General features: G+C 44.1%; 16 protein-coding genes and 11 tRNA genes. 20 read left to right on the top strand and 7 right to left on the bottom strand.

Going from position 1 to position 22,672, the window contains the following annotated elements:
* The first annotated feature begins 70 nt into the window (after positions 1–70).
* From L5M71_RS07465 to L5M71_RS07450, 4 genes are all read left to right on the top strand, one after another.
* Entirely contained in the window at positions 71–400 is a 330-nt protein-coding gene (locus L5M71_RS07465; RefSeq protein WP_028759630.1) for a YbaB/EbfC family nucleoid-associated protein, read from the top strand.
* Positions 401–412: 12 nt separating this feature from the next.
* A complete protein-coding gene (gene recR, locus L5M71_RS07460) occupies positions 413–1,012 on the top strand; it encodes a recombination mediator RecR (protein ID WP_028759631.1) in 600 nt (199 codons plus the stop codon).
* A 441-nt stretch (positions 1,013–1,453) separates the two neighbouring features.
* Positions 1,454–1,945: a GNAT family N-acetyltransferase gene (locus L5M71_RS07455; RefSeq protein WP_113940894.1), complete on the top strand. Its 492-nt coding sequence runs from the start codon at positions 1,454–1,456 to the stop codon at positions 1,943–1,945.
* A 206-nt stretch (positions 1,946–2,151) separates the two neighbouring features.
* On the top strand, positions 2,152–2,565 hold the full coding sequence (locus L5M71_RS07450; RefSeq protein WP_220776085.1) for a hypothetical protein: 414 nt from the start codon (positions 2,152–2,154) through the stop codon (positions 2,563–2,565).
* Positions 2,566–2,769: 204 nt separating this feature from the next.
* Here L5M71_RS07450 and L5M71_RS07445 read toward each other — a convergent pair.
* The 4 genes from L5M71_RS07445 to L5M71_RS07430 form a co-directional block, all read right to left on the bottom strand.
* Positions 2,770–2,846: transfer RNA gene (locus L5M71_RS07445), tRNA-Met, on the bottom strand.
* 153 nt (positions 2,847–2,999) lie between these two features.
* Positions 3,000–3,076 (bottom strand) — tRNA-Met (locus L5M71_RS07440).
* Between the two features lie 145 nt (positions 3,077–3,221).
* Positions 3,222–3,298: transfer RNA gene (locus L5M71_RS07435), tRNA-Met, on the bottom strand.
* A gap of 41 nt (positions 3,299–3,339) precedes the next feature.
* Positions 3,340–3,416, bottom strand: a tRNA-Met gene (locus L5M71_RS07430).
* A gap of 257 nt (positions 3,417–3,673) precedes the next feature.
* Between L5M71_RS07430 and rlmKL the strand changes: the two genes are divergently transcribed.
* The 5 genes from rlmKL (at position 3,674) to rmf (ending at position 10,208) form a co-directional block, all read left to right on the top strand.
* Positions 3,674–5,803, top strand: coding sequence for a bifunctional 23S rRNA (guanine(2069)-N(7))-methyltransferase RlmK/23S rRNA (guanine(2445)-N(2))-methyltransferase RlmL (rlmKL, locus tag L5M71_RS07425; RefSeq protein WP_173497383.1), 2,130 nt, complete (start codon positions 3,674–3,676; stop codon positions 5,801–5,803).
* Positions 5,796–6,050 (top strand): glutaredoxin family protein, encoded by a 255-nt coding sequence (locus tag L5M71_RS07420; RefSeq protein ID WP_263208037.1) that lies wholly within the window; start codon positions 5,796–5,798, stop codon positions 6,048–6,050. Before rlmKL ends, L5M71_RS07420 begins: the two co-directional genes overlap by 8 nt.
* Position 6,051: 1 nt before the next feature.
* Positions 6,052–7,977 carry an ABC transporter ATP-binding protein gene (locus L5M71_RS07415; RefSeq protein WP_263208035.1) on the top strand — a complete coding sequence of 642 codons (1,926 nt, stop codon included), beginning with the start codon at positions 6,052–6,054 and terminating at the stop codon, positions 7,975–7,977.
* 28 nt (positions 7,978–8,005) lie between these two features.
* Positions 8,006–9,844, top strand: a complete 1,839-nt coding sequence (locus L5M71_RS07410) for a DUF3466 family protein (RefSeq protein ID WP_263208033.1) — start codon at positions 8,006–8,008, stop codon at positions 9,842–9,844.
* A gap of 187 nt (positions 9,845–10,031) precedes the next feature.
* Positions 10,032–10,208 (top strand): ribosome modulation factor, encoded by a 177-nt coding sequence (gene rmf, locus L5M71_RS07405; RefSeq protein ID WP_006082074.1) that lies wholly within the window; start codon positions 10,032–10,034, stop codon positions 10,206–10,208.
* Between the two features lie 122 nt (positions 10,209–10,330).
* On the opposite strand, the gene fabA is transcribed toward rmf, so the two are convergent.
* Together fabA and L5M71_RS07395 are read right to left on the bottom strand one after the other, a co-directional pair.
* Positions 10,331–10,846 carry a bifunctional 3-hydroxydecanoyl-ACP dehydratase/trans-2-decenoyl-ACP isomerase gene (fabA, locus tag L5M71_RS07400; RefSeq protein WP_113940888.1) on the bottom strand — a complete coding sequence of 172 codons (516 nt, stop codon included), beginning with the start codon at positions 10,844–10,846 and terminating at the stop codon, positions 10,331–10,333.
* 74 nt (positions 10,847–10,920) lie between these two features.
* Entirely contained in the window at positions 10,921–12,654 is a 1,734-nt protein-coding gene (locus tag L5M71_RS07395; protein WP_263208028.1) for an AAA family ATPase, read from the bottom strand.
* A gap of 221 nt (positions 12,655–12,875) precedes the next feature.
* Between L5M71_RS07395 and L5M71_RS07390 the strand changes: the two genes are divergently transcribed.
* The 11 genes from L5M71_RS07390 (at position 12,876) to L5M71_RS07340 (ending at position 20,480) form a co-directional block, all read left to right on the top strand.
* Positions 12,876–12,966: transfer RNA gene (locus tag L5M71_RS07390), tRNA-Ser, on the top strand.
* A gap of 546 nt (positions 12,967–13,512) precedes the next feature.
* Positions 13,513–15,510, top strand: coding sequence for a methyl-accepting chemotaxis protein (locus tag L5M71_RS07385; RefSeq protein WP_263208025.1), 1,998 nt, complete (start codon positions 13,513–13,515; stop codon positions 15,508–15,510).
* A gap of 178 nt (positions 15,511–15,688) precedes the next feature.
* Positions 15,689–15,779, top strand: a tRNA-Ser gene (locus L5M71_RS07380).
* A gap of 190 nt (positions 15,780–15,969) precedes the next feature.
* A tRNA-Ser gene (locus L5M71_RS07375) sits at positions 15,970–16,060 on the top strand.
* A 478-nt stretch (positions 16,061–16,538) separates the two neighbouring features.
* Complete coding sequence (gene uvrY / locus L5M71_RS07370) at positions 16,539–17,183, top strand: UvrY/SirA/GacA family response regulator transcription factor (RefSeq protein WP_006082070.1); 645 nt, start codon at positions 16,539–16,541, stop codon at positions 17,181–17,183.
* 103 nt (positions 17,184–17,286) lie between these two features.
* On the top strand, positions 17,287–19,116 hold the full coding sequence (gene uvrC, locus L5M71_RS07365; protein ID WP_263181527.1) for an excinuclease ABC subunit UvrC: 1,830 nt from the start codon (positions 17,287–17,289) through the stop codon (positions 19,114–19,116).
* 47 nt (positions 19,117–19,163) lie between these two features.
* The gene (pgsA, locus tag L5M71_RS07360; RefSeq protein WP_028759642.1) at positions 19,164–19,712 is read left to right on the top strand and encodes a CDP-diacylglycerol--glycerol-3-phosphate 3-phosphatidyltransferase; all 549 of its coding nucleotides are present in this window, start codon (positions 19,164–19,166) and stop codon (positions 19,710–19,712) included.
* Between the two features lie 214 nt (positions 19,713–19,926).
* Positions 19,927–20,002: transfer RNA gene (locus L5M71_RS07355), tRNA-Gly, on the top strand.
* Between the two features lie 44 nt (positions 20,003–20,046).
* A tRNA-Cys gene (locus tag L5M71_RS07350) sits at positions 20,047–20,120 on the top strand.
* 49 nt (positions 20,121–20,169) lie between these two features.
* Positions 20,170–20,256: transfer RNA gene (locus tag L5M71_RS07345), tRNA-Leu, on the top strand.
* A gap of 137 nt (positions 20,257–20,393) precedes the next feature.
* Positions 20,394–20,480, top strand: a tRNA-Leu gene (locus L5M71_RS07340).
* Between the two features lie 464 nt (positions 20,481–20,944).
* On the opposite strand, the gene L5M71_RS07335 is transcribed toward L5M71_RS07340, so the two are convergent.
* Entirely contained in the window at positions 20,945–22,534 is a 1,590-nt protein-coding gene (locus L5M71_RS07335) for a glucan biosynthesis protein G (RefSeq protein WP_411568968.1), read from the bottom strand.
* Positions 22,535–22,672 lie beyond the last annotated feature (138 nt).

The following is a 22,672-nucleotide window of genomic DNA, read 5'->3' as shown; positions in this document are numbered from 1 at the left end:
AATCCCATTTATTTAAGTAAGATTAGCCGCGTTAATGCTTGCGACTAACCCTAATAGAAGAGAAATGACTATGTTTGGAAAAGGCGGTATGGGCAATTTGATGAAACAGGCCCAGATGATGCAAGAAAAAATGGCCAAAATGCAGGAAGAAATCGCCCGTATGGAAATGGTGGGTGAATCTGGTGCTGGTTTGGTGAAAGTGACTATGACAGGCGCGCACACAGTGCGTAAAGTCGAAATCGACCCAAGCCTGATGGAAGACGACAAAGAAATGCTGGAAGATTTGATTGCTGCGGCCTGTAATGACGCTGCCCGTCGAATCGAAGAAAACCAAAAAACTAAAATGGCTGAAGTTACTGGTGGCATGCAATTACCACCAGGCATGAAAATGCCATTTTAATTGAGATAGCCGATGAAATTCAGTCCATTGTTAGATGAGTTAATTCAGTCCCTGCGTTGTTTACCTGGGGTTGGGCCTAAATCGGCGCAACGTATGGCGTTTCAGTTACTCGAGCGTGACCGAAAAGCAGGGCTTAAGTTAGCCAGTGCGCTGTCCAGTGCGATGAGTGACGTCGGTCATTGTCAGTCTTGCCGAACCTACACTGAAGAAACCCTCTGTCCGATCTGTGCTAGCCATAAACGCGGTACCTCCTCCACCATTTGTGTGGTGGAAACGCCGGCTGATGTGTTAGCCATTGAAGCGGGTGGACATTTCACTGGCCGTTACTTTGTGCTTTTAGGCCATTTATCGCCCCTCGATGGTGTGGGGCCAGAAGAGTTAGGCTTAGCGTTACTCGAGCGCCATTTGGCATCGGGTGATGTCACCGAACTGATATTAGCGACAAATCCAACAGTAGAAGGTGAGGCTACAGCGCATTTTATTGCCGATATGGCCAGACGTCACAAAGTGATGATAAGCCGCATTGCCCATGGCGTACCCGTAGGTGGCGAGTTGGAATACGTGGATAGCACTACGTTAGCGCTGTCCTTTAATGGTCGTTTACCACTTTAATTAAACAGTTTATATTAGAACCATACTATTGATTGTATTGGATTAATTGAAGGCTGAAGTATTCAACTCGATTATCACCTTAGTGCCTGAATCTTATAAACCCGCCTAGATCTTATCTTGAGCGGGTTTTTATTTGCCCAGAGTTTCAACCTAGGTGTTGAGGCTGGGTTATGGAGACAGGGCGGTGGTTGATTCAATTCCTATATTGATTGATATCTATCTGTATAAAATCCATGTTTATCAATAGTTTTTTAAATTTCATACTTGTCTTATGTGAGCTTCATCCGTAAAGTCGGTTTGATAATAATCGGGTTGAGTTGCTTAATCACAGTGATCCACAGCATGCCTAAGTCAATTCGTTGGGCTTAGACCTGTGTGCTTAGTTCTGTGTACGTTGAATTGGACACGTCTTTTTTATTTGAAAACCAGGGAGGGGACTCATTGGGAAATATTACTATTAGGCATGCAGAGAAGAGTGACGCTGCAGCCATTCAAGCAGTATATGCCTGTCCAAATGCCTATGCGGGTACCTTGCAATTACCTTTGCCATCGACCGATAAATGGGAGGCGCGTCTTGCAGCAACATCGAATCATGTTCATCGCTATGTCGCAGAGATTGAAGGTGAAATTGTCGGTGAGTTGGGTTTTGAAGTGTATGAGCAACCTCGCCGTAGGCATGTTGCCTCATTTGGTATGGGTGTAAAAGACAGTTGGCAAGGCCGCGGTGTAGGCAGTGCCTTGATTAACGCGATGCTTGAGCTTACCGATAAATGGATGAATATAAAACGAATTGAATTAACGGTTTATACCGATAATCATGCCGCCATTGGTCTATATAAAAAGTTTGGCTTTGTAATGGAAGGTGAGTCGAAGGATTTTGCTTTTAGAAATGGTGAGTTTGTCAGTGTGTATCATATGGCGCGGTTAAAATAGCATGCTGATCTCGGCGCTATTTTAGCTGTTGCTTAAGGCTCTCACTCTAAGTACTAACTTTAAGAATTTGCTCTAAGCGCTGAATTTAAGAACTTACTTCAAGATCTCACTTTACGAACCGAGGTCTTGGAATAGCATTAAGCGCTCATTTTCAGAGTTCGCTTTAGGTGCTAAGTGTATGTCTATCCTAACTTTTAAGGATAAAAATGGGACTCATTTTATTGCCGCTGCTGATACTTTGGTTGGGTGTCGGTATTTATGCCATACGTATCGGCTATCAAGTATTGGCTGGGGCTTCTCAATTAAGCTATGCACTCAGTGTTTGCACTCTCGCTATAGTGGCATTACTGCTTTATCTCTATTTCGGTTTCGCTCAATTTAAGGAAAATAAAGCGTTGTGGGCGTTCGAAATTCCGATGTTTTTTGCTGCAAATAAGCTCGCTTTTGGCGTCATGATCCTTGGTCTGTTGCTGCACTGGTTCGGTCAAGGTGTTCTCACTTCCGCTTATTTGAAACCTCTACCTTTCATCATGATTTTCACCGTTTCCTTTGGTGCTATGGCAGGAGTCATATTGTCCGACACCTTCATGGCGAAATTTGAAATCCAAAAAACGCATTGATGTCAGCTAATCAGTTTAAATCTTATTTTGGACGCTGTTGTTGAAGATGATTTGAACTGATGGCTTTCATCGGTTGTTTATAGGTCGTTGAATCCGATGAGCGCTACCATGGTGATCTGGTTAGGATTTTACAGAGGGTTATTACGAATTTTAGATACAAAAAAACCAGCTTGTGCTGGTTATTTTCTCTTTAATAAAGAGAAGTGGTTGCGGGAGCCGGATTTGAACCGACGACCTTCGGGTTATGAGCCCGACGAGCTACCATGCTGCTCCATCCCGCGTCCGATTGTTGTTAATAACTGTTTTAATTCTGTCATCAAAGAATTGGTTGCGGAAGCCGGATTGCTAATGTTAAATCAGCGACTACCTTCGCCTGTTGTTTATAAGGAGTTGAGCCCGATAAGCTGTTTCTCTTTATAAACACATATAAAAAGTGGTTGCGGGAGCCGGATTTGAACCGACGACCTTCGGGTTATGAGCCCGACGAGCTACCATGCTGCTCCATCCCGCGTCCGATTGTTGCTGTTAATAACTATTTTAATTCTGTCATCTAAGAATTGGTTGCTGGAGTCGTATTTTAACTGACTACCTTCGCCTGTTGTTTATAAGGAGTTGAGCCCGATAAGCTGTTTCTCATTACAAACACATATAGAAAGTGGTTGCGGGAGCCGGATTTGAACCGACGACCTTCGGGTTATGAGCCCGACGAGCTACCATGCTGCTCCATCCCGCGTCCGATATCTATCTGTATTACTTTATTATTTTGCTTTTAAATGGTTGCGGGAGCAGGATTTGAACCTACGACCTTCGGGTTATGAGCCCGACGAGCTACCATGCTGCTCCATCCCGCGTCCGTCTTCAAAGCGGGGCAGACTATAACGGCAGCGCCTTGGCATTGCAAGGACGAAGATCGAAAAAGGTGGTGAACGCTTAAATATAAAGCGGAGTGGGGGGCTTTCATACAATTTAAACATAAGTTAGGGATTTTTCGTTGATTATCTTAAGTCGAGGATGAGACTAAATGGGGTTTCGACTAATAACTGTTTATCTTTTATGTATTCGAGCAGGTATAATGTCGCTTTGATTTTGACTGCGTACTGATTATCCCATGCTTAATTTTTTTGCCGCCGCCCCTAAGGGCTTTGAATATAGCTTAGCCCAAGAGCTGACAGAATTTGGTGCGACTGAAGTAAAAGAGAGTGTTGCTGGTGTGTATTTCACTGCCCCCTTAGCTTTAGCGTATCGGATTACTTTATGGACACGCTTAGCCAGCCGTATCGTGTTGGTTATCTATAAAGGCAGCTGCGAGTCGGCAGAGCAACTTTATAATGCCGCCTATTGTGTCGATTGGCCGGCGCACTTTTCCAATAAAAGCACTTTTAGTATCGATTTTCATGGTACGGGTGGTTTTATCAATAATACCCAGTTCGGCGCACTTAAGATTAAAGACGCGGTTGTGGATAGATTCCGGGACGATGACGTTGAGCGCCCCAATGTGTCACGCGTCGATGCTGACTTTAAAGTTGATGCCCATTTTCGTAATGGCGTAATCACGATTGCGATGAACTTCTCTGGTCCATCATTGCATCAACGTGGTTATCGTTCGACCACTGGCGAAGCGCCTCTGAAGGAAAACTTAGCCGCCAACATGTTAGTACGCAGTGGCTGGCAAGCAGCGCCTTCGACCTTGCTCGATCCTTTCTGTGGTAGTGGAACTGTGCTGATTGAAGCGGCTTTAATGGCGGCCGATATTGCCCCAGGCTTACAGCGTAGCCGTTTTGGGTTTGAACATTGGCGTCGTCATGATAAAGCTGTGTGGCAAGAAATCGTTGAAGAAGCGAAAGCGCGTGCCTCATTAGGCGTGAAACGTTGTGAGATTAAATTCTACGGCTCAGATATCGATTCGCGCTTAGTCGCGTTAGCCAAACGTAACGCCGAAAATGCCGGTGTACTCGAGTTAATTGAGTTTCAAGTTGCAGATGCGTTGACGATAACGCCGCCTTCAGAAAGTGGCTATTTGATCACTAACCCACCTTATGGTGAACGTTTAGGCAATGTGTCTGAGTTATTGCAGCTTTACTATCAGCTAGGCGACAAGTTTAAGAAAGAGTTTGGCGGCTGGAAAGTGGCCATGCTGTGTAGTGATATCGAGCTGGTATCATCACTTAAGCTTAAAGCCGACAAACAGATGAAGATGTTCAACGGTGCCCTAGAATGTGCTTTTAACATTTATACCTTGCATGCGACCAGTACACGTCGTGATACGCCAGTGCTGCCAGACGGCGTCGACATTGCCGATATCGCCCCTGCATTTGCTAACCGCATTAAGAAAAATGCCAAGTTATTAGAGAAGTGGGCCAAGAAAGAAGGCATCGACAGCTATCGTATTTATGATGCCGACATTCCTGAATATAACGTCGCAGTAGATAAATACTTAGATTACGTGATTATTCAAGAATATATGGCGCCAGCAACTATACCTGAAGCCGTAACCAAGCGTCGTTTAAGCGATGTGTTGTTAGCACTGCCGTCGGCCATTGGTATCAATCCGAACAAGATGATCATGAAGACCCGTGAGCGTCAAAAGGGCACGAGTCAGTATCAAAAGCTGGATGAGCGTAAGTTAGAGCTTATCACTACCGAATATGGCGCTAAGTTCAAACTGAACTTAACCGGTTATTTGGATACAGGTTTATTCCTCGATCACAGATTGACACGCCGTTTAGTCGGTCAAAAATCTAAGGGACGCCGTGTACTTAACCTGTTTTCTTACACAGGTTCTGCTTCTGTGCATGCGGCGCTTGGTGGGGCTAAATCGGTGACGACGGTGGATATGTCCAATACCTATATTGCTTGGGCGAAGGACAACTTTGCACTCAATGGGCTTCAAGGTAAGCAGTATGAGTTTGTTCAATCTGACTGCATGCAGTGGATCCGTGATTGCCGTGAACAGTACGATCTGATTTTTATCGATCCGCCGACCTTCTCAAATTCTAAGCGTATGGAAGATTCATTCGATGTGCAGAGAGACCATGTGAACTTACTGGCATCCTTAGTGAAACTGCTAAGCCCAACAGGCGAGCTAGTGTTCTCTAATAATAAACGTAAGTTTAAGATGGACATAGAGGCACTGACAAAGATGAACATTAATGTGAAGAACATTGATGACGTGACTTTGCCTATGGACTACAAACGTAATCCACATATTCATAATACTTGGCTTATCACACATGCCTGAGTTGACTCAAGCAGAATTAGATAACAGGCATTATCTGCTATATCACACAGAGGGATGTCATCTGTGTGAACTGGCCGCGGCCTTACTGGACGCGGCCGATATTGTCTATCGGGCCATAGATATTTGTGACGATGAATACCTCGCGCAGCATTATGGCGTATCGATCCCAGTGCTTAAAGCTTGGGATGGTAGAGAATTACATTGGCCATTTAACGCAACGCAATTACAAGAGTTTACAGGAGCTTAGTTTGAGTCTGGTTCGTATCAATAGTGGCTCTTTAGCCTATGGTTACACTCCGTTGTTACAAAAAGCGGATTTTACTATTCAACGCGGTGAGCGCGTGTGTATTGTTGGCCGTAATGGTGCTGGCAAGTCGAGTTTATTAAAAGTGTTATCTGGTGATGTACTGCTGGATGAAGGCGAATTCAATATCGCTGGTAATGTGACCGTTAGCCGTCTACAACAAGATCCGCCAAAGGCTGAGCAAGGCACGGTATACGCTTATATTGCTGCGGGATTAAAGGAAGTGGGCGAGGCGCTTGAGCGTTATCATCAACTGTCCCACGATGTGGCCCATGCCGATCCAGAGCAAATGGATCGTATGCTAAATGAGATGCAAGGTCTGCAAGAAACCTTAGACCACTATAATGGATGGCAGTTAGATTCTCGCATCCAACAAAACTGCGAGTTGTTAGGTCTCGATCCTGACAAATCCTTGAGCGAGTTATCGGGTGGTTGGCAGCGTAAAGTGGCGTTAGCCAGAGCACTGGTGAGCGAGCCAGATCTGTTGTTACTTGATGAACCGACCAACCATTTAGACATAGACACTATCGAGTGGCTTGAAAAGTTTTTACTCGATTATCAAGGCGCTATCGTCTTTATCAGCCACGATAGGGGCTTTATTGCCCGTATGGCGACGCGGATTGTCGATTTAGACCGTGGTGTGGTGACCTCATGGCCGGGCAACTATCAAATGTATCTTGATGGTAAGCAAGAATGGTTGCGCGTCGAAGCCGAGAAAAATGCCTTGTTTGACAAGCGTCTCGCCGATGAAGAAGTGTGGATCCGTCAAGGCGTTAAAGCCAGACGTACCCGTAACGAAGGTCGAGTTCGCGCACTGAAGGCGCTACGTGAAGAGCGAAGTGAACGTCTGAATCGTCAAGGCAATGCTAAAATGGCAGTATCGGATACTGAACGTTCTGGTAAGTTAGTCTTTGATGTGACCGATCTTAACTTCAATCTGCCCGATAAAAATCTGGTTAAAAACTTTAATACGACGGTTATCCGTGGTGACCGTATTGCGCTGATTGGGCCAAACGGTTGTGGTAAATCAACCTTGATCAAGCTGTTAATCGAGAAGCTGCAACCGCAATCGGGCGAAATTAAAGTCGGTACTAAGCTCGAAATCGCTTATTTCGACCAATATCGTGAAGCGTTAGATCCTGAGCAAACCGTTGAAGATAACGTTGGTGAAGGTAAAAAGACCATCACGATCAATGGTCAAGACCGCCACATTTTAAGTTATTTGCAGGACTTCTTGTTCTCGCCTATGCGCGCCAGAACGCCAGTGAAAGCGCTGTCGGGTGGTGAGAAGAACCGTTTGTTATTGGCTAAGTTATTAATTCGCCCTGCAAACTTAATCATTCTCGATGAGCCAACTAACGATCTTGATATTGAGACCTTAGAATTGCTAGAGTCGTTGCTCACTGAATACCAAGGTACGTTATTGCTAGTGAGCCATGACAGGGCATTTATCGACAATACTGTGACCAGTAGCTGGTGGTATGCGGGTAATGGCCATTGGAGCGAGTATGTAGGTGGTTATCAAGATGCTGTGAACCAAGGGGCAAAGTTTTATTCTGAGGAACCTAGTTCACAAAAGGTGGTCGAAGCTCCTGCGGTTGAAACTAAACCCGTCGAAGTTAAAACTGCAGAACCAGTGAAAGCGATAAAAAAACTGTCGTATAAGCTACAGCGTGAGTTAGAGTCGCTACCTAATGTGATGGAGCAATTGGAGGCAGAAATTCTCGCATTGCAGACCACTATTGGACATTCAGACTTTTATAGTCAGGCGCAGGATAAAGTCAATCAGGTATTGAGTCAGTTGGCTGATAAAGAAAAGCAATTGGAAGTTTGCTTCGAGCGTTGGGAAGAGCTTGAGTCACTGAAGTAAACCAATAATAAAAATGGGAATAGAATTAATGAAGTCAAAGTTGGATAAAGCCCTTTCCTTGGTTGCCTTAGGTGTCCTTGGTGTATTAAACAGTGCCCATGCTGCACCTGTCTACGAGATTGTTAATCTTGATGATTATGATCTGCCACTTTCTGATAGCTTCAAAGGAACTCGTAATGGTTATGCGTTAGGTGTTAACGCCAACGACGAGTTAGTCGGTATCATCAAAGGTAAGAAAAAACTTAGCACATCAGATGTGGAAGGCGGGGTTATTGATATAGAAGATGGTATAGCCAAAGAGGAAACTATCACCTATTCAATCACTTCGGCGATTATTGCCAATAACTTTGCCTTTATAGCGGCGCAAAATGGTGCCGATGGTGCATGGAAGACAACCTTTGATAGTATCAATGGCACTACGCCACCGAGTGATACTTCGGTTGTTAACTCAGTCGATACTTTTTATTACGGCATCAATGATGCGGGCGTGAGAGTGGGCAGCATGACTGCGCCTGAAAAGAAAACAGAAAACACTGCAACTACTGATGTTACTGATGATTATTGGTATTACCGCGACTATGAGTTCCGCGGTGTTGTAAAAGTGGGCAGCACTGAAATTCCATTAGTTCCTCCCTACACGCAATTTGTTAATGCTGATAAGACTAAAACCGCAGAGTTAGGTGGATGGTCTGCTGCTACAGCTATTAATAATAATAACTTAGTGACCGGTTACGCCAGTACTGCTATCAGTAAATATGGTAGTGATCGTGTTAATTATTGTTTAGGCTCGGATAATACTTTGCCGTTGGATATTTGTGTACAACGTGAGCAATATCCGAATACGACGGGTACGCGTAACATTCAGTACCAGACGCGTGCCTATGTATGGCAAATCGACAATAATATTGCTACGGGAATTGAGTTGCCTTTAGGGTTAACGCCTAAAGCTGATAACACTTTAACCTTTACTGCTCAGGCGCTCGGCGTGAATGATAACGGTGTGGTTGTTGGTCGTTCGCACGTTTATCGTAATAACAATACAGATAAGTTACACCAAGATGCGGCTTATTGGGCTAAGGATGTCGAAGGTAATTATAAATACCACTGGATCCCAATGGGCGAATCGATTTCAAGTTCCATTGCCTATGACATCAACGATAGTGGTATTCTTGTCGGTAGTTATCGTAGCTATATTCAAGGTTATTTGCGCGACAAGTTTTTCTATTTTGATACTAATACACCTGATGTTGGCTATGTAACCCCTAATGATTTTGCCTCAACGGCAACGGATCTTTCGAGTAAACCCAAGGATATTAACAATAAAGGTCAAGTCGTAGGTTATATAGAAACCACCTATGATAAGGAAAAACCACGTCCTAAGGCGGGCTTCCTGTATGAGAAATCTACCGGTGAATTTAGTAACCTTAACAACCTGTTGACCTGTGAATCTAAGGGCTATGAAAAGGGCTCTGATGGCAATTGGACCCGTCATAAGGTTGAATTTACGGATGGTACTGGTAAAGTACTGACTTATGACAGTGATATTCTCGTTGTTGAAGCGACCAGCATTAATGAAGATGGCACCATCGTGGGGACTGCCTTTATTCGTAAGCCTTCTTTCCAGTTAGACTCTAATGGTAATATTATTGTTGGTGAGAATGGTGTACCACTATTTGAACTCAGTGGTAATGGTAACCCTGTAACGGCTTATGTTCCACGTATGGTTGTACTTAAACCGGCTACCAGTGGTGAAGCTTGTACTGTTGAAGATAGCACCGATACCGGTAATTTTGAGCGTTCTGGTGCGGCAACGTTAGCTTGGTTATTTGCTTTGCCATTGGTGTGGTTCCGTCGTCGAATTCGTTAAGTTTTAAGCTTCAATTCAGACTAAAAAAATCGAGGCGAAATGCCTCGATTTTTTTTCGCTAGGATCTCAATAGTTTAATAAATAGTCAGTATAATAGCCGATTTTTTGATTGATCTTGGCGTCAAAAAGCACTATTTCTATGGGTGAAGCTTTTGCTTCTATTTTATGTAGAACAGAGGACGCTTGCATGAAAAGACAAAAACGAGATCGTTTAGACAGAGCTTTTTCAAAAGGATTCCAAGCTGGGGTTGGTGGACGCTCTAAGGAGCTCTGTCCATATGCAAATCTTGATTCGCGATCGCAGTGGTTAGGCGGTTGGCGTGAAGGTGTGGATGGCCGAGTTAATGGGCTATTTAATAAATAATTGAGTTTTACTCATTAATTAAATAGCCCAGAACAAGCAAAGTAATGCAGCATATTGCCCTCAGATGAGGGCATTTTTATATCTGTAGTACTGATATCTTCAGTGTATTGGAGTAAGACTGATCAGAATGTAGACGTATCGCTAAAGACACCGACTTTAAGATCGGTTGCACTGTAGATTTGACGGCCATCAACTTCAAGGATTGCATCGGCAATACCCATCACCAGTTTACGGTGAATAGTACGCTTGATATTGAGTTTATAAGTGACTTTCTTAGCGCCTGGTAATACTTGACCCGTAAACTTCACTTCACCTACACCCAGAGCACGTCCTTTGCCTTCTGCGCCTTCCCAGCCTAAATAGAAGCCAACGAGTTGCCACATGGCATCAAGCCCTAAACAACCAGGCATTACCGGGTCGGTAATAAAGTGGCAGTCAAAAAACCATAAGCCTGGATTAATATCGAGTTCAGCGACAATTTCACCTTTGCCAAACTCACCGCCATTATCATTGATAGTAACGATTCTATCTATCATCAGCATGTTATCGACAGGCAGACGAGGTGAGTTTGGACCAAATAATTTCCCATGGCCACAGGCGATGAGTTCTTCTTTATTGAAACTGTTTGCTTTGTTCATTGTTTTACTACTCCAGCAATAAGAGCCGCCAAGATTAGCGAACACGTGTAAGCTAAACAACTCCGATCAGCTAATTAGCGGCGAAAAAATCCCAATTTTGCGAGTAATCTCGTGATTATGCCGATTTCCTCCTCGCCATTTCCTGCGAGCTTGTCTAATCGTTCCTGCACAAGGCCGTATAATGAATCATGTGGAAAATCATTATCTTCATCGGCTACACCCGCAGGCATTTGCATTAATAGCTCAACAGCTTGGTCCATATGCTCGATTGCATAGAGGTGAAATAAGCCTTTGCCTACAGCTGTAATCACTTTGGGATTGAGGTTAAGCTGTAACACGTTCGACTTGGGCATAATAACGCCTTGTTCTCCCGTGAGACCACGACGTTCACACAGATTAAAAAAGCCTTCAATTTTCTCGTTGATGCCACCAATCGCTTGCACATTACCAAATTGATCCAATGCACCCGTTATTGCCAGTGACTGAATAATGGGTTGTTCGGCAATCGCTGACATCAAACAGCAGTATTCTGCGAGTGATGCGCTATCACCATCAATTTCTTGATAGGATTGTTCGAAAACAATATTGGCATTTAGGTGTAATGGTGCATCTCGCCCAAAGATACGGTACAAGCAGGCAGAAAGGATCATCATTCCTTTGGCATGTATATTGCCACCAAGTTCAGATTTTCTTTCGATATCGGCGACTTCACCATCACCATAGTGAACAGATGCCGTGATCCGCGCTGGCTCACCATAACTATAATCGATGGCATCAATGACAGTTAAGCCATTGATCTGACCAACCATAGCACCCGAAGTTGGCAGATTTATGAAGTTGTCATCGAAGCTTTGACCTGAATATTCTTCCGAGCTGTTATGACGATAGTTGGCTTGGGCTAACGCGAGCTCAATACTGCTCGCATTGATACTCGGTTTACCACAATAGGCTTTAGCTTGTACCATCAGTTGGGCAAACTCGAGCATAGACAAACTGAGGCGGCGCTGATGTTCGGTTAACCGTGCACTATAACGAAAAAGTGGCGCTAGGCTTGATTGTTCTAGAGTGACCTCGACACTTTGTGCAACCGCTTGCAACCATGCGACGTATTGTGACTCTGTATAACGGACCAAGTCGATTTCGCTAGCGAGTTCTGCTAGTAGGGTAAAGTGACGTTGAAATTGCCAATCCTCAGTTCTGACTTGGCTATAAATCATTCCTGCACCGATAAGGACAATTTTACAATTGAGCGGGATAGGACTTAAGTTATTGCTAATCTGATACGCTTTATGAGTGAGGATTTGCATCACTAATTCCCATAAACCTTCACGTTTCCAAAGTGACTCGGCGCAAATAAATACATAATGACATTCGGCCAGAGCACCAGCTTGATACTGACTTATTGTTCCTGTTTGTGCCATACGGCCAATGAGGTCTACACGGCGAATATTGCCACTGAGGTAGCGATAGCGAGTCGTTTTTTCGGCAATACTGATCTGATTTTCTAGTGGTTTCTCTGATTGCCACTGAAATGTTGCCGCTTTGTCAGTCGGGCGTGTTGCCACTAAATAAGCTGGAGATAACGGCGCTAGGCTATCAATACAGGCTTGCATCATTAACTGGCGGTCAATGCTCGGGAAATCAGCCAGATACAAGTGCTGATCGACAATAGCTTGGTGGAGTTTAAACGCATCCACAGCACGCTCTTGTCCTAAGAGTAATGCGCTTAGATTGTCAGCCGTTTCGGGAAGGGTTGGCAGGCTAAATTCAGGTGCGAGTGAAGACGTGGGTATCAAGAGTGAATTCATATAAGCATTTACCGTGAAAAGTTGCAGTGATTTTACCATACCAAGACGACAAGTCTCTCACTGTATAGGTCTTTTTACGTCTGTTTACTCGATTATTCGTTGAAACTGGGCATGTATTTGTTGTAAAAAACATCGGGGTGAACATAAGTTGAGCATTTGACTCGATATTTAAAAATTGAGGTTTACAAGTTAGCGGTATACTTATATTATTTTCGGCGTTCGGAGGGGTGGCAGAGTGGTTTAATGCACCGGTCTTGAAAACCGGCGTGGGTTTATAGCCCACCCAGGGTTCAAATCCCTGCTCCTCCGCCATATTTAGTCAAAAATCCGCTAAGCAATTAGCGGATTTTTGCATTTATACAGTTTGAACCCTTTGGTTCCTGATTTGAAGCGCATCTCCTCCGCTATATTTACAAAAAAGGCCATCAGTAATGATGGCCTTTTTTGTTTGTGTAATTTGAACCAAGGTTCCTTATTCTAAGTTCAGCTCTTGCGCCATATTTAGTTAAAATGCCGCTAAGCAATTAGCGGCGTTTTGCATTTGTGCTAATTCCGCTCTTAGGTTTTGACCCTAAACGTGGCGTCAGTGCCATGCTTTAGGGAAAGACTATCTGTCATGATTGTTCATTGTGTTAACCCTAGATTCTTCATTCTGATATCAGTGACTGCTACTGATTAATGGGCTTTTTTATCCGCGCTTCTCATTTATGGTCTACACTAAGTTTGTGGCCAAGTTAATGGTTTTTATGGCCTTTAAAATTTGCACTAGGATGGTGCGACGTATGATTCTCGACAGTCTTGGACCATACGGCCGAACAATTCTCCCATCTGGGTGACTTATTTTAAGTAGAAAAAGCTATGTTGTTACCTACACGTATTTCGCAGCAGCTCACAATGGGCAGTGTAGTGCTGCTTCTACTGACCGGGCTCGCGGTTTTTGGTGTGATGTCACTTCGAGGGCAGCCTCGAGTGGTGGCGGCGAGTCAAGAGTTAATTGAGCAAACGGGTAGCAGTATCGTAAGGCAACTCGCCCTTAAGTTGGCAAGCATTGAGGGGATTACTTTAAGCCTTGCACACCTCGCCGAAGTGTTGCCCCACGAGCAAGCTCTTTATCTTAATTCTTTACCTAATCTAATTGATAACAATGGCGATCTCACTATTGCTGGCGGTGGGATCTGGCCTGAGCCAAATAAATTTGTCGCAGGGAGTATTCGCCACAGTTTCTTCTGGGCGCGTGGTAGCGATAATCTACTGGCTTATTCGGATGACTATAATGCGCCATCTGGCCCTGGGTATCATAATGATCCTTGGTATACGGGCGCGCGGACTAGCTCAGTATCTCAATGTTTATGGTCAGAGGCTTATCAAGATCCGGTTACAAAGGTGGCTATGGTGACATGTAGTGTGCCATATCGTCTCACGGGGACATTTGCTGGGGTCGCAACGATAGATTTAAAACTTGATGATTTAGCCAAATTTTTAACAGAACATGGCAATGTGACTGACGGTTATGCTTTCGCTTTAGACCAAGCGGGTAATATCTTACATTTTCCTGAAACGAATAAGTCCGACACTTTGTTACGTTTTACGGATATCGTCGCGCAGTTACCTTGGCTTGCCCCCGTTGAAACTGCACTTAAGCAAACCTCAATCAACAAAGTGGTGTCTGTAAGCTTAAATAAGGATGGAAGACTTAATCAGGCGAGTGAGGTGAGCCTTTTTGTAATGCCTGATACCGGATGGGTGATTGGCCTTGTGACGCCTAAAACGCGAGTTACAGGGCTTGCCCGTGAGCTGACATTTGATATTTTATTGTTTTTATTACCATTACTCGCCATTTTACTTTCTCTGGCTTGGTTATCGGGTAAAAAACTGTTGGCGCAACTTGAGGAAACCACAGATCAAATTGCTTCCCTTGGGAGCGGTAGTTTGGAGGCGAATGTTGAACTGCAAATTCAGCGGGATGATGAGATTGGCGCTTTGCGCCGAGCCGTAAACACCTATGCAGGGACGTTAAGGGCAATGTTAGATCTGATCACTCAAGAAGCGAAGAAAATTCAATTTGAGGCAACGCAATTAAGCGGACTTAGCCGTAAGTTAGCTCAGCGCGCAGAACAACAGCGGCTGGAGAGTGCACAATTAGCCGCTGCGATAACGCAAATGTCTTCAAGCGCTATGGAAGTTGCGAATAATACCAATGATTGTGCTGCAACTGCGCAATCGTCTTTGATTGTAGTGCGAGAAGGGCAAACCCGTGTTGCAGCCAGCAATACTTCCATCGAGGCATTATCAGGAGAAATTGCCAACGCAACTAAGGTGATATCCCAATTGGCCCAAGACAGTCAAAAGGTGGGCGCTGTATTAGATGTGATTAAGGCGATTTCTGAGCAGACTAATTTGCTCGCTCTCAATGCGGCAATTGAGGCGGCTAGAGCGGGCGATCAGGGCCGCGGTTTTGCAGTCGTTGCTGATGAAGTTCGAACCCTTGCGGGGCGAACTCAAGATTCGGCCAATGAAATTAGTACCATGATTAACGCTTTGCAATCGGCTTCGCGGCTCGCTGTGCAAGCAATGCAAGCTGGGGAGTCCCGCACTGTCCATGCGGTTGCGGAGGCTGAGGGCGCTGCCGATTCTCTATCGAGTACCGTACAAAGTTTCGATGATATTTCACAGCGTGCCCAACAAATCGCGTTAGCTGCTCAGCAGCAAAGCCAAGTCACTCAAGAAATTAATGAGTTGGCGGTGCGAATAAATAGCATCAGTGAAGATAACTCTCTCGATGCAACGGCGCTTGATGTGTTAAGCCTTGAGATGCAGAAACTATCTGACCGTTTAATCAATATCAATCGAGCTTAGTTTTAATATAGTGCGAAGTGTGCCACCTTAAAATGGCACTTCAACTGACAAGGGTGTCAAAGATAAGTTGAATAACGCAATATTTTTAAGCGGATTGGATGTAGATTGACCATGTAGATTACTTCTTTAAATTAAGGGTTTACAGCAGAGTAGTTGATAGCTATTATCTCGCTCGTTCGGAGGGGTGGCAGAGTGGTTTAATGCACCGGTCTTGAAAACCGGCGTGGGTTTATAGCCCACCCAGGGTTCAAATCCCTGCTCCTCCGCCATATTCATGGAAAAGGCCATCAGTAATGATGGCCTTTTTTGTTTGTGCAATTTTCATTTCAATTTTCTCATCCTAAGTCCTTTGTTGTTCACGGCTTTCGATTTAAGTGAATATGAAATAGTCAATCAACACTATTAACCATAAATTTAAGTTTACAGTGGCGACAGAGATAGCTATTATCTCGCTCGTTCGGAGGGGTGGCAGAGTGGTTTAATGCACCGGTCTTGAAAACCGGCGTGGGTTTATAGCCCACCCAGGGTTCAAATCCCTGCTCCTCCGCCATATTTTACAAAAAAGGCCATGTTTATTCATGGCCTTTTTTGTGTGTGAAATTTGAACTAGGGTTCTCCATTCTAAGCGCAGTTCTTGCGCCTTTTTGCATTTAAGCTATTTAAAAACCTTAGGTTCCTGATTCTAAGCGTATCTCTTCTGCTATTTTCACGTGAAAGGCTAACAGTAATGATGGCCTTTTGTTTTTCTTGAACTGAAAAATTGCCTATATTTGCTGGATATTTTGATATCGATTTAACAGGGATTTTAGGCTGGTCATTCTGGGGTTATTGCTTCGTTTTTAAACGCTTTTTATTGGTATGCTATTCTGGAATCCTTCCTTTAAATATCATCTAGTTAACAATGTTGAATTTATGCTTTGCGAAATGGGGTTGTTGGGCTAAATTAGCCCTATGAACTCGTTATCCGTTTGCCATGTTGCTTTGTTTAACACACGGATCGAGCTGTAAATTGTAAAAGGTGGGTTAAGTTGATTTCGATATATTTGGTTGACGATCATGAGCTTGTGAGAACTGGGATCCGCCGCATCTTGGAAGATGAACGTGGGATCAAAGTCGTGGGCGAAGCCCCTGATGGTGAGACTGCGGTGCAGTGGGCTCGCCAGAATGAAGCGGATGTGATCTTAATGGATATGAATATGCCTGGGATGGGCGGATTGGAAGCCACTCGAAAAATTTTACGATATCAACCCCATGCAAAAATTATTGTATTAACTGTACACACGGAAGATCCGTTCCCAAGTAAGGTGATGCAGGCTGGTGCTTCGGGCTATTTAACAAAAGGAGCGACGCCGCCGGAAGTATTGCAAGCGATACGTCAGGTCTCTCGCGGACAACGTTATTTGTCCCCAGAAATTGCCCAACAGATGGCGCTGAGTCAGTTTAATCCCGCCGATGAAAACCCGTTTAAGTCTTTGTCCGAGCGCGAGTTACAGATCATGTTGATGATCACCAATGGCGAGAAGGTTAACGATATTTCTGAGCAACTGAACTTAAGTCCTAAAACCGTTAACAGTTACCGTTATCGTTTATTTGCTAAGCTGGGGATCAGTGGTGATGTCGAACTAACGCGGTTAGCTATTCGCTATAAGATGTTGGATGCTGGCCATTTTTAATGGAAAGTGGATTGCGTTGGTCGATGACTTTAATCTAGCGAGTTCTTGGGTTATATGTTCCTATGTTGTTTGTGTTAAGTCTCCAAAACTGTGGGTGTGAATGATGTCTAATGAATTTAACGCCCAAAGTTTCTTACGTACTGTTTCATCCTCCGCTGGGGTTTATCGCATGTATGACGTCAAGAATGACGTCATTTATGTGGGTAAAGCCAAAGATCTTAAAAAACGGCTCACCTCGTATTTTCGTAAAAACCTCGGTAATGTTAAGACCCAAGCCTTAGTTTCACATATTCACCATATTGATGTGACGCTGACCCACAGTGAAACAGATGCTCTGTTGCTTGAGAATGATTACATCAAGCAATACATGCCAAAATACAATGTGTTGTTGCGTGATGACAAATCTTACCCTTACATCTTATTAAGCCAGCATGAGCACCCAAGGCTTGCCTATCATCGCGGTCCGCAGCGGGAAAAAGGCCACTATTTTGGTCCTTATCCCAATGGCGGTGCTGTGCGTGAAAGCCTGCATTTGATGCAGAAGCTGTTTCCTATTCGTCAATGTGACGATCTTTACTACAAATCGCGCTCACGCCCTTGTTTGCAATATCAACTGTCTCGCTGTAGCGCGCCCTGCGTGGGCAAAGTCAGTAACGCTGATTACGATGAGCAAGTGAAATTAGCCAGCCTGTTTTTAAAGGGGAAAGATCAGCAAGTGATCAGCGCCTTGGTTGATAAAATGGAACTTGCGGCCGAGCAGCAAGCCTATGAACAGGCTGCACGATTTCGCGATCAGATCATGGCGCTGCGTAAAGTTGCCGAGCAACAGGAAGTCTCTAATAATAAAGGCGATATGGATGTTATTGGGGTGCATTATGCGTCAGGCATCGCCTGTTTCCACCTGCTATTTATCCGCGAAGGTAAAATTTTTGGCAGTCGTAGTTATTATCCTTCAGTGCCAGCCCAAACTGATATGGATGAGGTGCTACGCTCCTTTATCCTACAGTTTTATTTAAATGCAGATATTCAACGCACTATTCCAAAAGAAGTGGTGATTAGCCATAATTTTGAAGAATTACATGAACTTGAAGCGGCGATTTCAGAGGCGCTAGATAAAAAGTTTTCGATTAAGACTAATGTTCGCGCCGACAGGGCGAGCTTCTTACGTTTAGCCGTGACTAATGCGACGAATGCAGTGGTTACGCGCCTGTCCCATAAGAACACCGTCGAACAGCGTTTTGTGTTACTCGAAGAAATCTTAGAGTTGAGTGGGCCTATCCAGCGGATGGAATGTTTCGATATCAGTCATACCATGGGGGAGAGCACCGTTGCCTCCTGTGTGGTGTTTAATCGAGAAGGACCGCATAAAGGCGAGTATCGTCGTTATAATATTGACGGTATTACGCCGGGTGATGATTATGCGGCGATGAAGCAAGCGGTGAGCCGACGTTTCGATAAAATTGAAGCGGGCGGCAAAATCCCTGACATTCTGTTTATTGATGGTGGACTAGGGCAGTTGCGTATTGCCCAAAAGATAGTAGATGAAAAGTTTGTTCATTTGGATAAAGCGCCGCAGCTTATTGGGGTGGCGAAAGGTGAGGGCCGTAAACCTGGGCTTGAAACCTTGATCTTAGGGGATACCGAAACTAGCTTTTCCCTCGAAGGGGATTCGCCAGCACTGCACCTTATCCAACATATTCGTGATGAATCCCATCGATTTGCAATCACTGGCCACCGTAACCGTCGCCAGAAAACCCGTAATACTTCAACACTGGAATCTATCCCTGGTATTGGTCCTAAACGTCGTAAAGCTTTGTTACAGCATTTAGGAGGCTTACAGGAAGTGAAAGGGGCAAGTGTGGCGGAATTAGTCAAAGTACCAGGGATCAGCATAGAAATGGCACAAACCATTCATGATGCATTGCGAGGGTGATAAAATTAAGGCAAGATTGGCGCTGCTTTTGACTAACTGGTTTGATCATGCCGTTTAACTTACCTATAGCATTAACTCTTTTCAGGCTTTTTTTACTGCCCATTTTTGTGGTGCTGTTTTATTTACCCTATGACTGGACCCCTTTTGTTGCCGCATTTACCTTTTGGCTTGCGGCGTTAACGGATGCATTAGATGGTTATGCTGCCCGTAAATTGAAACAATTAACTCGTTTTGGCGCTTTTCTTGACCCAGTCGCTGATAAGTTGATGGTGATTACAGCTTTAGTTTTGTTGGTCGATCAATACGCGAATATCTGGCTGACATTGCCCGCCCTGTTTATGATAGGTCGCGAGATTGTCATTTCAGCGTTGAGGGAATGGATGGCTGAAATTGGTAAACGTGGTACTGTCGCCGTGTCTTGGATTGGTAAATATAAGACGGCTGCGCAAATGGTGGCAATTATTGGGCTGATTTGGCAATACAATCCTTTAATGACGAATGCCGCATTTGTACTGTTATATATCGCCGCTGTATTAACGTTTTGGTCAATGATGAGTTACATTTTAGCCGCTTGGAAAGATCTTACCGCTGAATAGTGCAATAAAAAATCAAAGAGATTATTTAGTGTGCAAGCAGTAAGTTATCGATAAAACAGCGGTTGACACTGGGTGGTAAATCGGTAGAATGCCACCCCGTAGACAAGAGGCAATGTGCAAACAAAGTCTTAACGTTACCAAATATTGACGTTTGATATTAGCTAGATAATAAAGTGAAATGCTTTGTTTATCTGAGTGAATAGTAAAACAAGATGCGACATTAGCTCAGTTGGTAGAGCGATACCTTGCCAAGGTATAGGTCATCGGTTCGAACCCGATATGTCGCTCCAATATTTTTAAAGTCTAATTCTACTCAACATGAGTTAGCAACTATGGCGCGATGGCAGAATGGCTATGCTGCGGATTGCAAATCCGTCGATCTCGGTTCGACTCCGGGTCGCGCCTCCATAGATTAAAGTATTAATGACACGATTCCCGTCGTTAATATCAAGAGTTTGCCCGAGTGGTGGAATCGGTAGACACAAGGGATTTAAAATCCCTCGCTGGTAACAGCGTGCCAGTTCAAGTCTGGCCTCGGGTACCATTATTTTGATAGTGATGGTAAAAATAAAGTCCGAATCTTCAATAGGCTTTATTAAATAGATTTATTAGTGTTAAGCGTTAATGATGTAGAGTTAATAATATTTTTGACATGATTCCCGTCATGAATATTCAGCGTTTGCCCGAGTGGTGGAATCGGTAGACACAAGGGATTTAAAATCCCTCGCTGGTAACAGCGTGCCAGTTCAAGTCTGGCCTCGGGTACCAAAAAAGAAAAATCCTCGATATTTATATCGAGGATTTTTTGCATTTAGATTTCTACTTTTAGTCGGCATTCTTCGTGAGGGGTTTAAGGTCAAACTTGACTGACACACTTAACGTACTGCTTACTTTAGTTCGCAGAGGTCCTTGCGGCGACGCACATCAGGAGAGGCTAATAACCCTAAAATCACACAATAGTGCTACGTTTTAAGCTGATAGTGTCATTTGAATTAAGCCTGTAGTTATGTTGGCAGAGAAGTCGGGCGATAAGGTATGGGATTATGTTTGCTGAAAGCAGGTCGTGAGTTTTTAGCCTTGGCTTGTTCTATTTATGCTAGAGATAAAACCTATAAATAGTAAGCCTATAAATAAAATCCTAGGTATAAAAAAGCGCCAGTAAAAACTGGCGCTTTTATTCATTTACTCGTTCAGTTTATGCTTGTTAGACAGTGATACTAGTGAATATTAGCTTATTGCCAATCATCGCTATTCCAGCGGTACAGCCAAGTCGCTGCAAGTGGTTTATCGTCTTTCTTAAGCTGTATTCTCAGTTCGGCTACATTGGTACTTTCTGGTTCGAAGCTGATAAATACTCGAGCGCCATTGATGTCTGGGTGGGCGACAATCCGAGACGACAGGATTTTACCTTTGCTGATGCTGGCATCGATGATAATTTTATCAATATCTTGCGGCTTGATGTTACTGAAATCGATAAGTAATTCTTTGCCTTTTGCTAAGACTTGCCCCTTAGTACTGCGGACAACACGTGCTTTTGACGCCGTAGAAGGGCTGTCGTTTGAGGCTGTTATGCGATAGGAGTATTTATAGGGCTGATCCTTTTTCAGTCCGCCTTGCGGCTCCCAATAGGCAACTATGTTGTCGTTGGTTTCAGCATTAGAGGGAATTTCAAGCAACACCAGTTGGCCTTTGCCCCAATCATTGAGGGGTTCAATCCATGCTGAAGGTCGAAGTTGATAGTTTGCACTCAGATCTTGATAGTCTTCAAATTTACGATGGCGCTGTATAAGACCAAATCCCTTTATATCTTCATCGCCAAAAGCACTGATCTGCAGTTTGTTAGGATTATTTAATGGACGCCATAGGCGCTCGCCATTACCGCGATCGATTTGTAGGCCGTCGGAGTTATGTACTTGTGGGCGGTAATCGGGTTTATCTGAGTTATCGAGTCCGCCGAAGAGGAACATAGAGGTCAGCGGTGCAAGACCCACATGCTGGATATCTTTGCGTGGGAATAAGGTTACATCCACTTCGACACGTGATGGTGCGCCGGGATAAATACCAAAACGATAGGCGCCAGTGACACTTTGGCTATCTAGCAGAGCATGAACCACAATTGCCGTCTGATATTTAGATGGGCGCTCGACCCAGAAACGCTTAAACAGGGGATATTCTTCACCTTTTGGCTGAGCGACATCAATCGCTAAACCACGATTAGACAAGCCATAGGTTTGCCCTTTAGAGAGCACGCGAAAATAGCTCGCACCTTGAAACATGATGAATTCATCTTTTATTTCATCATCATTGATAGGGTAATGTAAACGCACACCCGCGTATTGGCCCACTTGAGTGATGAGTTTTTCAATGGTGTCGTTAGGGACATCGAATGAAGCTTCTGTTAGCTCAATTGGAATAGCTTTGCTGTTTTCGACCACGTCGATATCGACAAGGTTTTTATAGAGAAAGCCTGGAGCAAAAAGTTGTACCGAAAATTTGGTCGGTGTTCCGCCCCAAATCGCGGCATTTTCTTGGTAATTGATTTTGCCATAGGTCGCGAAATCGAGATCAACCAGTTCTTTAGGTGCTTTTTTCGCTTCTTTAAATGGCTTTTGCGACAGTTGTTGAGCGAGTTCAATAACTGTGTCTTGGGAGAATTTTTTAGATTTCTTCTCTGGTGTAGGCGTTGGTGTTGTCTCTGCCGCTGCGGCATTGACGTTGTTTATGCCGACGACATAGACGATGGCGGTCAAGATGACAAAAGGTAGTTTTTTGAGTAATGCCGGATAACCGGTAGGGTAATTCATCATAAGATTCATTCGCAAAATGGAAACTCCTTACTAAAATGACGCTGATTCATAGGCACAATATATGCTTCAGTCTATCTAATCCCTAAATATTAATAACTTGTCTGCTATAAAATCCTCAGTCGTGGGATTCGAGTAGCTGAGGTAAGGGATAAT

The organism is Shewanella sp. SW1 (assembly GCF_025653545.1).
GTDB lineage: Bacteria > Pseudomonadota > Gammaproteobacteria > Enterobacterales > Shewanellaceae > Shewanella > Shewanella oncorhynchi.
This window is presented reverse-complemented; position numbering and strand designations above follow the sequence as displayed.

Excerpts from the sequence above, each read along its gene's own strand:
- L5M71_RS07465 (WP_028759630.1), top strand. The coding sequence starts at position 71 with ATGTTTGGAAAAGGCGGTATGGGCAATTTGATGAAACAGGCCCAGATG.
- recR (WP_028759631.1), top strand. The coding sequence starts at position 413 with ATGAAATTCAGTCCATTGTTAGATGAGTTAATTCAGTCCCTGCGTTGT.
- L5M71_RS07450 (WP_220776085.1), top strand. The coding sequence starts at position 2,152 with ATGGGACTCATTTTATTGCCGCTGCTGATACTTTGGTTGGGTGTCGGT.
- rlmKL (WP_173497383.1), top strand. The coding sequence starts at position 3,674 with ATGCTTAATTTTTTTGCCGCCGCCCCTAAGGGCTTTGAATATAGCTTA.
- L5M71_RS07420 (WP_263208037.1), top strand. The coding sequence starts at position 5,796 with ATGCCTGAGTTGACTCAAGCAGAATTAGATAACAGGCATTATCTGCTA.
- L5M71_RS07410 (WP_263208033.1), top strand. The coding sequence starts at position 8,006 with ATGAAGTCAAAGTTGGATAAAGCCCTTTCCTTGGTTGCCTTAGGTGTC.
- rmf (WP_006082074.1), top strand. The coding sequence starts at position 10,032 with ATGAAAAGACAAAAACGAGATCGTTTAGACAGAGCTTTTTCAAAAGGA.
- fabA (WP_113940888.1), bottom strand. The coding sequence starts at position 10,846 with ATGAACAAAGCAAACAGTTTCAATAAAGAAGAACTCATCGCCTGTGGC.
- L5M71_RS07395 (WP_263208028.1), bottom strand. The coding sequence starts at position 12,654 with ATGAATTCACTCTTGATACCCACGTCTTCACTCGCACCTGAATTTAGC.
- L5M71_RS07385 (WP_263208025.1), top strand. The coding sequence starts at position 13,513 with ATGTTGTTACCTACACGTATTTCGCAGCAGCTCACAATGGGCAGTGTA.
- uvrC (WP_263181527.1), top strand. The coding sequence starts at position 17,287 with ATGTCTAATGAATTTAACGCCCAAAGTTTCTTACGTACTGTTTCATCC.
- pgsA (WP_028759642.1), top strand. The coding sequence starts at position 19,164 with ATGCCGTTTAACTTACCTATAGCATTAACTCTTTTCAGGCTTTTTTTA.